General features: G+C 71.9%; 10 protein-coding genes and 2 pseudogenes. 1 reads left to right on the top strand and 11 read right to left on the bottom strand.

The features are described from left to right. Nucleotide 1: 1 nt before the first annotated feature. The 5 genes and pseudogenes from QQK29_RS04425 to QQK29_RS04435 form a co-directional block, all read right to left on the bottom strand. Nucleotides 2-622, bottom strand: a complete 621-nt coding sequence (locus QQK29_RS04425) for a TlpA family protein disulfide reductase (RefSeq protein ID WP_284298121.1) — start codon at nucleotides 620-622, stop codon at nucleotides 2-4. After that, a pseudogene (locus tag QQK29_RS17780) lies at nucleotides 619-900 on the bottom strand (histidine phosphatase family protein); the annotation flags it as partial. The pseudogene QQK29_RS17780 and the gene QQK29_RS04425, both read right to left, overlap by 4 nt. Then, a complete protein-coding gene (locus tag QQK29_RS17785) occupies nucleotides 870-1,247 on the bottom strand; it encodes a histidine phosphatase family protein (RefSeq protein WP_348533803.1) in 378 nt (125 codons plus the stop codon). The pseudogene QQK29_RS17780 and the gene QQK29_RS17785, both read right to left, overlap by 31 nt. Before the next feature lie 39 nt (nucleotides 1,248-1,286). Further along, nucleotides 1,287-2,033, bottom strand: coding sequence for a BBE domain-containing protein (locus tag QQK29_RS17790; RefSeq protein ID WP_348533804.1), 747 nt, complete (start codon nucleotides 2,031-2,033; stop codon nucleotides 1,287-1,289). Further along, nucleotides 2,030-3,562, bottom strand: a complete 1,533-nt coding sequence (locus QQK29_RS04435) for an LLM class flavin-dependent oxidoreductase (RefSeq protein WP_348533805.1) — start codon at nucleotides 3,560-3,562, stop codon at nucleotides 2,030-2,032. The genes QQK29_RS17790 and QQK29_RS04435 overlap by 4 nt, the downstream gene beginning before the upstream one ends. A 64-nt stretch (nucleotides 3,563-3,626) precedes the next feature. On the opposite strand from QQK29_RS04435, the gene QQK29_RS04440 reads away from it, so the two are divergent. Continuing rightward, nucleotides 3,627-3,998, top strand: coding sequence for a winged helix-turn-helix transcriptional regulator (locus QQK29_RS04440; RefSeq protein WP_284298123.1), 372 nt, complete (start codon nucleotides 3,627-3,629; stop codon nucleotides 3,996-3,998). Between the two features lie 14 nt (nucleotides 3,999-4,012). On the opposite strand, the gene QQK29_RS04445 is transcribed toward QQK29_RS04440, so the two are convergent. From QQK29_RS04445 to QQK29_RS18445, 6 genes and pseudogenes are all read right to left on the bottom strand, one after another. Beyond that, nucleotides 4,013-6,211, bottom strand: coding sequence for a glycoside hydrolase family 31 protein (locus QQK29_RS04445; RefSeq protein ID WP_284298125.1), 2,199 nt, complete (start codon nucleotides 6,209-6,211; stop codon nucleotides 4,013-4,015). Then, entirely contained in the window at nucleotides 6,208-7,329 is a 1,122-nt protein-coding gene (locus tag QQK29_RS04450) for a glycoside hydrolase family 15 protein (protein ID WP_284298127.1), read from the bottom strand. The genes QQK29_RS04445 and QQK29_RS04450 overlap by 4 nt, the downstream gene beginning before the upstream one ends. Before the next feature lie 96 nt (nucleotides 7,330-7,425). Then, nucleotides 7,426-8,667: an ABC transporter substrate-binding protein gene (locus QQK29_RS04455; RefSeq protein WP_284298129.1), complete on the bottom strand. Its 1,242-nt coding sequence runs from the start codon at nucleotides 8,665-8,667 to the stop codon at nucleotides 7,426-7,428. A 53-nt stretch (nucleotides 8,668-8,720) separates the two neighbouring features. Continuing rightward, entirely contained in the window at nucleotides 8,721-9,566 is an 846-nt protein-coding gene (locus tag QQK29_RS04460) for a carbohydrate ABC transporter permease (RefSeq protein WP_284298131.1), read from the bottom strand. Then, a complete protein-coding gene (locus tag QQK29_RS04465; RefSeq protein WP_284298133.1) occupies nucleotides 9,559-10,503 on the bottom strand; it encodes a carbohydrate ABC transporter permease in 945 nt (314 codons plus the stop codon). The genes QQK29_RS04460 and QQK29_RS04465 overlap by 8 nt, the downstream gene beginning before the upstream one ends. Nucleotides 10,504-10,654: 151 nt before the next feature. Next, nucleotides 10,655-11,713, bottom strand: a pseudogene (locus QQK29_RS18445) (ROK family protein); the annotation flags it as partial. Between the last annotated feature and the right edge of the window lie 755 nt (nucleotides 11,714-12,468).

The raw sequence follows: 12,468 nt of genomic DNA on the forward strand, positions 1-12,468 counted from the left end.
GTCAGGCGCTCTCGGCGAGCAGCTCGTCGACGATGTCGACCACGACGCTGCGGCTCTCGATGAGCCCGCTGAAGCGCGCCGCGACGCGACCCTGCTTGTCGAGCACGAGCGTCGTGGGCACCGAGTTGGGTGCGTACTTCCCGCCCGCGAAGGCGAGCTGCACGGCGTTGTCTTCGTAGTCGACGATCGAGGGGTAGCTCACGCCGTGCTCGGCCTCGAACTTGCGAGCCGTGTCGGCTGTGTCGCTCACGTTCACGCCGAGCACCGTGACCCCGGCATCCGCGAACTGCTGGTGGATGGCTTCGAGATCCGGGGCCTCCTCGCGGCAGGGCGGGCAGCTGGCGTACCAGAAGTTGACGACCACGACCTGCCCGAGCGTGTCGGTCGAGGCGAACGCATCGCCGGTGTCGAGCGTGCCCACGAACTCCACCGGCTGCTCGCGGTCGGATGCGGCGAGCTGCACGACGCGTCCGTCGCCCGAGATGTAGCCGCCGCCGGTGCCCGACTCGTACTGATCGGCGAGATGCCCGGCCTCGGCGGTGCACCCGGAGAGCAGGGTGGCGAGCAGGGCGATGGGCGCCAGCAGGCGCACGCCGCTCGGGCGACGGGTTCGGGTGGTCACACGGCTCCCAGGTCGATGGACTGCGAGAGCAACTCTGCCGCAGGTTCCTGATAGTCCACCTCAGCGAAGGCGCCGTTGCGCCAGGCGAGCGTCGTGATGCTCGAGAGCGCGCAGCGGCGGGCCCGCGGATCATGCGCGAGCGGCTTGCGGGCGAGCGTGCGGGCGACCATCCAGATGGGCAGCTGGTGCGTCACGAACACCACCTCGCCGCTCTCGGTCTCGGCGTGCGCCTCGGCGATGGCCGACATCATCCGCGCCCGGATCGAGGTGAACGGCTCGCCCCAGCTGGGACGCCACGGCCAGCTGAGATACGGCCAGTTGCGGGGTCGCGCAGGCCGCGGCGCACGTTGGTGCCCTCGAAGCGGTTGGCCGGCTCGATGAGGCGGTCATCGAGGGCCACCTCGAGTCCGAAGCGCGCCGCCCAGGGCGCCGCCGACTCCTGGGTGCGCTGCAGCGGGCTCGCGGTGAGGGATGCGATGGGTCGCCCGGCGAGCGAGGCGGCGGCGAGCTCGGCCATGCGGTGTCCGAGCTCGCTGAGCCCGAATCCGGGAAGCCGCCCGTACAGCACGCGCGTGGGGTTCTCGACCTCCCCGTGACGCACGAGATGAATGAGGTCGGCGGGCACCCGCCCAGTCTACGAGCGGCACCGCCACCCGGGTTCGGCTCAGGCTGCTGCGGCGTCGGGGATGAGGGCGAAGTTGTCGCGGAAGAGGCCCGTGGGGTCGACGCGTGCCTTGAGCGCGCGCAGCCGTTCGAGGGTGGCGGGCGGGAAGGCGCGCTCGACCCGGTCGCCGCGCGGGTCGGCCTCGAAGCTCAGGTAGACCCCGAGCACGTGCTCCTCGAGCGCGTCCCACTGCGCGTTGAGCCAGGATGCATCGCGGCCCATCGCGGTGAGCGAGAAGTTGGCCGAGCGGTGCGCGTAGGCCGTCGCATCCTCGGGCACGTCGGAGACCGCCCCGCCCACCGCGCGAGCCTGGAAGAACTGCACGCCGCCGGAGCGCAGCATCCGGGCGAGCTCCGCGGAGAGCTCGGGGGTGAGATGCCGCACGAGGCCGCCCCGCGACATCGGCGTACCCGCCCCGCGGTGCCCGCCGTCCTGAGCGTTCGCGATGACGGCCGCGTAGGGCGCGAGGGCCACCGACTGATCCAGCAGCGGCGCGATCTCGGCGAAGGGCTGCAACCGCTCGAGGATCGTGTCGGGGTCGTTCGAGTCGACGAGCAGCATCGCCTGGGCGTACATCGCGTCGCCGCGCGGGGCACCCAGGATGATCTCGCCCGAGACGTCGCGCGGCGCCGCCTCCATCGCCTGGCCGAAGCGCTCCAGGAAGCCCGTGGTATCGGATGCGTCGAAGGCGAGCTGCGCCCACCCCACCTCGCCCGCCTCCGCGGCCTCGAACTCGAAGGCCGTCACGACACCGAGGTTCGCCCCGGCGCCGCGCACCCCCAGAAGAGCTCGGGATCGTGCTCGGCGTCGGTGCGCACGACGCTGCCGTCGGCGAGCACGAGCTCGGCGGCGCGCATCCGGTCGATCGTGAGGCCGTGCTCGCGGGCGAAGTAGCCGACGCCGCCCGCGGTCGCGAGCCCGCCCACACCCACGCCGCCGTAGTCGCCCGAGGTGATCACCCAGCCGTGCGGCTGCAGCGCCGCCGCGACCTCCTGCCAACGCGCACCGGGCCCGACCCGCACGAGGCGCCGCTGCTCGTCGAGCACCTCGATGGAGTCGAGCGCGCCGACATCGAGCACGATGCCCCCGTCGTTCGTCGAGCGCCCGCTGATGCCGTGGCCGGCACTGCGCACACCGAGCGGCAGCTCGCGGTGCTCGCGGGCCACCGCGACCGCCTGCACGACCTCGTCGACCGTGCGCGGGCGCAACACGAGGCCCGGCGCTCCGCCGCGCAGGTAGTTGGCGCGCACCGCGCCGTACTCGCGATCGCCCGGCTCCACGGCGTTCTCGGCGAGCGCGGGCGGCAGGGAGTCGTAGGCGATGCCCGGCAGGCGCGCTGCACGGGCCGCCGCGCCGCGCACCCGAGTGGCGACGGTGGTGCCGCGCTCCGCGCGCCGCTCGGCGACCCGTTCACGCAGCTCCGGCGCGACCTCGGTGGCGAAGGTCTCGAGCGTCGCCGGGTCGTCGCTCGCGAGGATGAGCGTCGAGGCGCCGTCGTCGACCACGATGGGCAGCAGCTGCTCCACCCACTGAGCCGGCGGGCCCTGCAGGAACCCGGCGTCGTCGTCCTGGAAGCGTCCGCCGATGTTGAGCAGCCGCTGGATCTCGCGCGGGTCCCGGCCGACGGCCTCGGCGGCCGCGTCGATCACGGCGTTCCCGGCCGCGTAGCCGCCGGGCTCGAGGTACGCCCAGCTCGGCAACCAGCCGTCGGCCAGCCGCCCGATCAGGCGCAGCATCCGGGGCTTGAGCGCCCCGACCCAGATCGGGATCTCGTGCGCCGGTGCCGGCCCGCGCCGAGCGCCGTCGACGCGGTAATGCGTGCCGGAGAGGCGCAGCGCGCCGCGCTCGTCGGCATCCCACAGCCCGCGGATGATCGGGATCGCCTCCGCGAGCGCCTCGACGTTCTCGCCCGGGGTGCGTCGCGGCCCGCCCATCGCGACGATCGGGTCGACGAAGCCGCCCGCGCCGAGACCCAGCTCGAAGCGCCCGCCCGAGAGCAGGTCGAGGCTCGCCGCGGCGCGCGCGAGCACGGCAGGTGGGCGCAGCGGCAGGTTGTGCACGTTCGCGGCGACATGGATGCGGGAGGTGCGCGCCGCGACCCAGCTCAGCAGCGTCCAGGTGTCGAGGAACGAGGGCTGGTAGGGGTGATCCTGGAAGGTCACGAGGTCGTAGCCGAGCTGCTCGCTCAGCTGCGCGAGGGTGACAGGCACGTCGGGGCGCACGGCAGACGGCGTGATGAAGGTTCCGAAGCGCAGGGGATGACCGTAGTCGGGCATGACCCCAGCATCCAGCCTCGGACGGCACCCGGCAATCGGCCGATAAGTAGCTTACTCTGAGTAAGTGACTACCCCCGACCCCGACCTCATGCACATCGACGACGAGGCGTGCCGCCGCTTCCTCTCCTCGACCGAGCTCATCGGCCGACGGTGGAGCCCCGGCATCATGCTCGCCATCGGGCGCGGGGCGCACCGCTTCAGCCAGATCGTCGCGAACGTCGACGGTCTCTCCGACCGGATGGCGGCGCAGCGGCTGCGCGAGCTCGAGGCGACGGGCCTCGTGGAGCGCAGCGTCGTGCCGACCACCCCCGTACAGGTGCGCTACGCGCTCACCCAGCCCGGGCTCGAGCTGCTGCGTTCCCTGCAGCCGCTGGCCGGCTGGGCGCACCGCTGGTCGGAGCTCACCGACGGCGCGGTGCAGCGCGAGGCGTCCTGAGGGCGTCGGCGACGTCAGCCGAAGAGGGGCCGCAGACGCTCTGCCGCCGAGGCGCGGATCCACACGGCCGTCTCGTCGAGCGGCACGTCGCGCTCCACGACGCCGCCCGAGTGGCGCGTGCCGCGGAACGCGTCGACCCACTCGCCGTCGGGCAGCCAGGCCCGCACGGCATCCGCACCCTCCTCGACGACGGGCGCCACGAGCAGCTCGTCGCCCAGCATCCACTGATAGGGATGCGCGAACGCCTCCTCGGCGTCGGGCGCGTCGAAGAACAGCGGGCGCATGAGCGGCTCCCCCGCGTCGACCGCCCGCTCGGCCTGTTCGGCCAGATACGGCACGAGCCGCTCGCGCAGCTTCGCGATCGCACGGAAGGCGGGGATGACGTGCTCGTCGCCGCTGCGCTCCGCGATGTTCCACGGGGTGCGATCCCGCGACGGGGTGCGGTGGTGGTTGAACTCGGAGTGGTACTGCATGATCGGCACGAAGGCGGCCGCCGCGGCCGAACGCAGGTAGAGCTCGGCGCTCGGGATCTCGCCGCTGAAGCCCGCGAAATCCCAGCCCCAGTAGACGATGCCGCTCGCAGCGGCGGTGAGCCCCGCGGTGAGCGACCAGCGGAACGCCTCCCACGTGGAGTTCTCGTCGCCCGCCCAGAACGCGCCGTGCGCCTGGCTGCCGGTGAAACCGGCGCGGCTGAAGGTCACCGGCGGCTTGCCCGAGCGACGCAGCAGATCGCCGTAGGCCTTCGCGTAGTGCACGGGGAAGAGGTTGTTCTTCTCGTCTCCCCGGCGCCCGTCGAGGTAGACGAGCTCGCGTCCCCAGGCGTGCTCGCCGCCGTCGGTCTTGAACCCGTCGATGCCGAGCTCCTCGACGAGGTAGCGGCGCTTCTCGGTCCACCAGTGCGCGGCGCGCTCATCGGTCAGATCGGGCATGAGCCCGAGCGGGAACCACCAGCCGCGGTTGCGGTAGGGGCGCAGCGAGCCGTCGGGGGCCTCCTCGCGGATGAGCACGTTGTCGCGGATGGCCGCCTCGGCATCCGCCTTCACCTGGCCGAGCGGATGCGGGCGCATCTTGATGAGCGGGATCTGCCACAGATGTACGCGCACGTCGCGGCGGTGCAGCTCGTCGACCATGCCCTTCGGGTCGGGCCAGGCACCGTCGACGGAGAAGGTGAAGTCGGCGAGACGCCGAGGCTCAGCGCCGTCGACGACCGAGGTCTGCGCATCGCGGAACGTCGTGAAGGTGCTCTCGTCGCTCCACGCCTCGATGACGACGGATCCGACGGGGATGTCGAGGTCGCGGTGCAGATCCAGCTGCCGCATCACCTCGGCCTGCGTGTTCCACTCGTTGCCGCTCGCCCACAACCGGAACACCCACTCGGGCAGCGTCTCAGCGCGACCGGCGTCGGCGAGGAATGCGCGCAGCACCTCCCGCGGTGAGCCGTCGAAGAGCGCGAGCTCGAGGGTGCCGTCTGCCCCCGTCTCCGCCTCGACCCAGAGCTGGTCGGGCGTCGACGCCCCCACGTCGAACCACACGCGCCGCGAGGTGCGTACGTGGAAGCCCCAGCCGCCTCCCCCGACGACGTGCGCGAACGGCATCGGCAGGTAGGTACGCCGCTCGCGCCCCTGGTTCTTGTACTGCTCGAACACGACCGAGTCGAGCGTCGTGCCGCGCTGGTCGAGGGCGTCGTAGCGCTCGCCGAAGCCGACCACGCGCTCCCCCGCAGCGAGCGGGAGGGCGAAGCGGATGCGCAGGGTCGCGTCGCCCGCGACGAGCCGTGACACCGAACCGGGCACGACGCGCGCGGCGCCGACCTCGGTGAGCCCCGCGGCATCCGGAACCCAGCCGGCGACCTGCGTCTCGAACCAACGCGTGGACTGGTGGGGAGCCACGAAGCGGTAGCGCAGGCGCTCGCCCGCGATGAGGCCGTCGAGCGTCGTGCGCCAGCCGCCTGACGCGCGGGCGAGGCGGGCCTGCGCCGAGGCGAGGTGGCCGCCGTCGACCGACTGGCCGCGCGAGTTGCGGGGCACCCGATCCAGGGCGATCGGACTCTGTGCGACGCCATCGCGCTGCCACTCGAGCCGCACGGATGCGACGTCGGCGCTCGTGCGCACGCCGAGCTCGAGCGGCTCCCCCGCGACCGGGTCGACGGGCGACCGCTGCTCGGTGTCGGCGGAGTACGGGTGGCCGGAGCCGAAGGGCCGGTGGCGGATCACGGCTCCACCACCCCGAGCTCGACCGCGAGACGCAGGTACATGGCCGACGACCACAGCAGCGGATCCGCGCTCGGCCCCCAGCGCTCGACCCACTCGTCGACGAAGGAGGCGTCGAGCAGATGCCGGTCGACCTGCTCGGGGATGCCGCCGTCGTGCGCGGTGGATGCCGCCCAGCGCAGCAGCTCGAGCGCGCGTTCGGTGCGCCCGGCGCGCGCCCAGGCCAGCCCGAGCATGCAGCTGAGCAGGGGCCATTGGCCGCCGCCGAAGTAGGTGTCGGCGCGGAAGCGGTGCATGCCGCCGTCGACGACGAGCTGCTCGTCGAGCACCTCGAGTGTCGCGAGCGCGAGCGGCTCCTGCGCGTCGAGCGCGCCGAGCGGCGCCACGAGCGACGCGAGGCTCGCGTCGACGGCGTCGGTGCCGACCCACTTCACGAGGTGGCCGTCAAGGACGCCGTCGGTGCGCATCCGCTCGTCGATCGCGGATGCGGTGGTTCGGGCGAGCTCGGCCGTCACCTCGTCGAGACCCGGCAACACGGCGGCCGCGCGCAGCCCCGCGAGCAGGCTGCCGAGGGTCGAGATGTGCACCTGCTCGATGTGCTCCTCCCACCAGTCGTAGCAGGGGCGCGCCCACGAGCTCGCGAGGTACTCGATCGTGAGCCGGCACGCGTCGAGCCACGGTGCGGCGTCGACGCCGTGGCGCGTCGCGTGCGCAGCGAGCGCCCACAGCCAGATGCCGTAGCCGTCGAGTTGGAAGTCCCACCACTCGTCGGTGCCGTCGCGCCCGTCGAAGTCGAAACGCGTGGGCAGCATGTCGGCGTCGGGCAGCGGGGTGCCCGCGGCGGCGGCTGCCACGATCCGCGCCACGTCGTCGCGACGCGCCTCGATCACGCGAGCGCACCATCCGAAGAACGCCTCCGCGGATGCCGCATCCCCGCCCGCCGACATCGCGTCGGCGATGAAGGCACCGTCGCGGAACCACGAGTAGCCGCGGTAGGCCGAGAAGGTCGGGCTCGCGGGGTAGGCGCCATCGGCGTGCTGTAGGGAGCGGATGAGCGCGCGCTGGTCGAGGGCGAGCGCGGCGAGCGCTTCGCGGTCGGCGAGCACGGGTGTGGAAGTCATGGAGATCCTCGGTGACGGGTGGGCGTCTGACGGGGTGGGAAGAAGGTGGGGAGGGGTGCGGGCCGGGACGGATGTCGCCCCGGCCCGCGGATCGGATCAGCCGCCGATCACGGCGTTGATGCGCTGCTCGGCGCTCGCAAGGGCGTCCTCGACGGTCTTGCGACCGGCCTGGGCCTCGACGAGCTCCTCGGTGATGATGTCCTGCATCTCGGTCTGACCGGCCGCCGCGACCGGCGGCAGGGCGATGCCGTCGAGCGAGTCGAAGACGGCCTGGCGGTTCTCGGGCGCACCCTTCTCGAGGTACACCGAGAGCTTCGCGTCGTCGGAGATGGGCGGCAGCTCCCAGCCGCTGTCGAGCCGCACGTCGACCATGGTGTCCGACGAGGTCAGGAACTCGGCCCACTTGGAGGCGGCCTCGATGTGCTTCGAGCTCGAGCTCACGCCGACCGCGTTCGAGAACACGGCGCTCGCCTGCTGGGTGTTGCCCGGCTCGACCGCGATGTCCCAGCCGAAGGGCACGTCGGCGACCGCGCCGAACACCCAGATGCCGGTGTGCAGCATCGCGAGCTTGCCGTCCTTGAACAGGTTGGTGTCGAAGTCGGGCGTGCCCTGACCCTGCTCGATCGTCGGCATCACGGTGCCGCTCTTCTCGGTGAGCCACTTCGCGGCCTCGATGCCCTCGGGCGTGTTGAAGGCGACGGCGGTGCCGTCGTCGTTCAGGAACTTCCCGCCGTTCTGGGCGAGCACCTTGTAGTACTCGTAGAAGCTCACCGGCTGGTGGTCGCCCCAGACGCCCGCGGCCTGATCCGTGAGCTTCTCTGCCGCCGCCTTCTCGTCGGCCCAGGTCCAGTCCGAGCTCGGGTAGTCGAGCCCGGCTGCGTCGAACAGGTCCTTGTTGTAATAGAGCACGACATCCGAGAACGAGCTCGGCAGCGCGTACTGGGTGCCGTCGGTCTGGTAGGCCTCGAGCACCGACTGGCGGTACACCGAGGGGTCGGAGACCTCGATCGGGGCGAGCACGCCGTTCGCCTGGAACTCGGCGTAGTTGGCGTACTCGAGGTCGAACACGTCGCTCTGGGTGCCGGCCGCGAGGTCGGTCTGCAGGGCGGTGCCGTAGTCGCTGTAGGGCAGCGTCGTGACCTCGACCGTGATGCCGGGGTTGGCATCCTCGAAGGCGTCGACGATCTTCTGCAGGTTCTGCTCGTTGCCGTCGTTCGAGATGAAGTTGGTGTACGTGATCGTGACGCTGCCGTCGCCGTTCTCGGCAGGTGCCGAGCAACCGGCGAGGATGACCGAGCCGACGGCGACGATGCCGAGGGCCATGGGAAGGCGCTTCATGTGCCGTTCTCCTTCTGTGTGGATGTGATGCGGGTGGGTGTGGGCGACCGGACTCACTTGAGCCCGGAGTTGGCGACGCCCTGCACGACGTACTTCTGCGCGAAGACGTAGAGGGCGAGCATGGGGAGCACGCTCACGACCGAGCCGGCCATGACGATGTCCCATTCGGTCGTGTACTGGCCCTGCAGGCCCGCGAGGGCCACCGGCAGGGTCTGCAGCTCGGGTGCGCGCAGCACCACGAGAGGCCACAGGAAGCTGTTCCAGCTGCCCATGAACGCGAACACCGTGAGGGTCGCGAGAGCCGGACGGATGTTGGGCAGGATCACCTGCCAGAAGATCCGGAAGTGTCCGGCGCCGTCGAGGGTGGCGGCCTCGTCGAGCTCGCGCGGCACCTGGTTGACGGCCTGCCGCAGCAGGAAGATGCCGAACGCGCTCGCGAAGGTCGGCAGCAGCGCGCCGAGGTAGGTGTTGATGAGCCCGAGCGTCTTGAGCTCCACGAAGAGCGGCACGATGAGCACCTGCAGCGGGATCATCATGGTCGCGAGGTAGATCGCGAACACGACGCCCCGACCGCGGAACGGCAGCCGGCTGAACGCGTAGGCGGCGGTCGCGCTCGTGAGCAGCTGTGCGAGCGTCGTCGCGATCGCGAGCCCGAGGCTGTTGAGGATGATGCGGCCGAACGGACGCTCCGCGAACAGGCGCCAGTACGCCTCGAGCGAGGGGTTCTCGGGCACGAGCGCCGGGGTGACCGAGAGTCCCGCCCCCGGCGTGAGCGAGGTGACGATCGTCCACAGGAACGGGAAGAACATCGCGATCGCGCCGGCGATGATCACCACGTGCAGCACGACGGGGCCGAGCAGGCCCGGGGCGGCGGGTCGCATCTGGGCCGTGTCAGCCATAGGTCACCCACCTCTTCTGGCCGACGATCTGCACGACCGTCACCCCGAGCACGACGGCGAACAGCAGCCAGCTGAGAGCGGATGCCTCTCCCGCGGCCCCGTAGCGGAACGTCAGATCGTAGATCTGCTGCACGACCACCTGGGTCGACCCGCCCGGGCCCCCGCCCGTCATGGCGTACACCTGGTCGAACACCTGGAAGCCGTTGATGAGCGAGATGACCACGACGAAGAACGTGCTCGGACTGAGCAGCGGCAGCACGACCGAGAACAGGCGGCGCCACCATCCGGCGCCGTCGACGCGCGCGGCATCCAGCAGTTCGGGGTCGATCGCCTGCAGCCCCGCGAGCAGGATCACCATGACGAAGCCGAGATCCTTCCAGGCCGAGGCGATGATGATCGAGGGCATCGCCCACGCCGGGTCGGCCCACCATCCGGGGCCGTCGATGCCGACCCAGCTGAGCGCCGTGTTGACGACCCCGGTCGAGGGGTTCAGCAGCCAGCGCCACACGAGAGCCACCACGATCCAGCTCGTGACGACCGGCAGGAAGTACACGCCGCGCAGGATCGAGCGACCCTTGAGCCTGGTGTTGAGGGCCAGCGCCAGAGCGAGACCGCCGAAGTACACGAGCGGCAGGTAGCCGACGATGTAGTAGAGCGTGTGCAGGAAGATCGCACCCGTCTTGGGGTCGCTGAGCAGCTTCGCGTAGTTGTCGAGTCCCACGAACACCGGCGGGGCCAGCAGGTTCCATTTCGTGAGGCTCACCCAGGCGGCGCTCACCATCGGCGCGAGCACGAAGGCGGTGAGCGGGATCGCGCTCGGAAGCAGGAAGGCCAGCACCGTGAGGGTGTAGCGGATGCGGGAGCGCCGCGGGCGGCGTTCGGTGCGTGCCGGGGCGGGTGGCGTGGTGAGGCCGGCGCCGAGCGTTCCGACGCTCATGCCTGCTCCCGCTCGGGCGCACCCGCCGAGAGGCGCGCGCGCACGAGTCGGCCCTGTTCCCCAGCGACGCCCTCGGCGTCGAAGGGGTCGCGAGCACCAGGGCGGCGGCGCCCTGCGCCCAGCTCTCGTCCTGCCAGGTCTCGACCGCGACGCCGACCCCGCGCCGGGCGGGGAGCAGCGAGGAGCGGAACGCGGGCTCGAAGCCGAGGGCCCAGTGCGGCCATGCGGCCGTGCCCTCACCGAGCAGGATGACGAGTTCGGGATCGAGGGTGTGCACGATGCCCGCGAGCGCGCGGCCGAGCAGGTGGCCGGCCTCGCCGAAGAGCGCTGTCGCCCCGGCGTCGCCCGCGTCGGCGGCCGCGCGGAGGGCCGCCATGCCGGCCGTGCCGCCGAGGATGCCGCGCTCCCGCGCCTCGCGCACGAGCGCGGCCTCGCCCACGAGCGCCTCGAGGCATCCGCGGTTGCCGCACATGCACAGCGGGCCGTCCTCGACGACCGGGGTGTGGCCGATCTCGCCCGCGCCGCCGGCGGCGCCGCGAAGTACGACCCCGTCGACCACGATCCCGGCGCCCACTCCGGTTCCGATCGTGACGACGAGGAAGTTCTCGTGCCGACGCCCCGTGCCGTACAGGCGCTCGGCCATGGCGAGGGCGTTGACGTTGTTCTCGATGAGCACGGGCAGCTGCAGCTCGCGGCGCAGGCTCTCGCCGAGCGGCATCCGCGTCCAGCCGAGCTGCGGCGAGACGACGACGCCCTCGCCCTGGCGATCGACGGAGCCGGGCACCCCGACGCCGACGCCGAGCAGGCGTCCGCCCGTGCTGCCGGCGATGAACCGCGCGAGGAGCGTCGCGAGATCGGCGAGCACCGTGGAGGCGCTCGCGTCGAAGCGCTCGCTCGCCGAGCGCAGCACCGAGCCGTCGAGTCCGACCTCGACGAAGGCGATGTGGTCGGCGGCGACCTTCACGCCGATCGCCGAGCCGCCGCGCTGGGCGAGGCCCAGGCGTCGGGCCGGGCGGCCGCCCTGCGAGGGCTCGTGGTCGAGTTCGACGACGAGACCGTCGGTGAGCAGCTCCTTGGTGAGCTGCGTCATGAGCGCGGGCGAGACGCCGAGCACCCGGGCGAGTTCGGCCCGCGAGGAGGGGCCGTGAGCACCCAGGTGCGCGAGCACGGCCGAACGGTTGACGTCGGTGCGTGCGGTGGGTCGGATCATCGTCGGTCCTCTTGCGCTCGGGTTATTTCAGGAGTAAATAAACCAAAGAACGAAGTGACTGTCAAGCCGACGAGGAGAACCATGCCCCACGCCCGCCCCTCCACCTTCGACGACCGGCTCCGGGAGCTCGTCGAGGCCGCCGCGGCGCGGTCCGAGCTCGTCGGCATCGTCGGCTTCGGCTCGACGGCCGAGAGGAGCCGTGCCGACCAGTGGTCGGATCACGATCTCGCGCTCGTCGTCCGCCCCGGCCACGAGGCGGGGCTGCGCCGCGCGCACGACTGGGTTCCGCACCCCGAGCGCGTCGCGCTCGCAGTCGTCGACGGCCACGACGGCGTGACGGTCGTCTGGACCGGCGGAGAGGTGCTCGAGTACGGCGTCGCCACGCTCGACGATCTCGCCACCTGGCCCGCAGACCGCGCGGCGGTGCTTCTGGATCGAGGCGGTGTGGCGCCCGTCGTGAGCGCGATGCTCGCCCGCACGGCGACGGCCCCGCCCACCGACGTCGCCCAGCGCACCGGGAGCGCCCTCGTCAAAGTGCTCGTGGGTGTAGGTCGCGCGCGACGGGGCGAACTGCTCACGGCGAACCGCAACATCCGGGGCGAGGCACTCGAACACCTTCTGGCGGCGTGGACCGCGGCCCTGCCGAGCAGCACCCCGGGCCTCGACGCTCTCGACCCGCATCGTCGCTTCGAGAGCGCGCACCCCGAGCTCGGAGCGCGGGTCGACGAGGCGCTCCGGCTCGACGTCGAGAGCGC

It is taken from the genome of Homoserinibacter gongjuensis (assembly GCF_030161875.1).
Taxonomy (GTDB): Bacteria; Actinomycetota; Actinomycetes; order Actinomycetales; family Microbacteriaceae; genus Homoserinibacter; species Homoserinibacter gongjuensis.

Coding starts and splice junctions, on each gene's coding strand:
- QQK29_RS04450 (WP_284298127.1), bottom strand. CDS start 7,329: ATGACTTCCACACCCGTGCTCGCCGACCGCGAAGCGCTCGCCGCGCTC.
- QQK29_RS04460 (WP_284298131.1), bottom strand. CDS start 9,566: ATGGCTGACACGGCCCAGATGCGACCCGCCGCCCCGGGCCTGCTCGGC.
- QQK29_RS04435 (WP_348533805.1), bottom strand. CDS start 3,562: ATGCCCGACTACGGTCATCCCCTGCGCTTCGGAACCTTCATCACGCCG.
- QQK29_RS04455 (WP_284298129.1), bottom strand. CDS start 8,667: ATGAAGCGCCTTCCCATGGCCCTCGGCATCGTCGCCGTCGGCTCGGTC.
- QQK29_RS04465 (WP_284298133.1), bottom strand. CDS start 10,503: ATGAGCGTCGGAACGCTCGGCGCCGGCCTCACCACGCCACCCGCCCCG.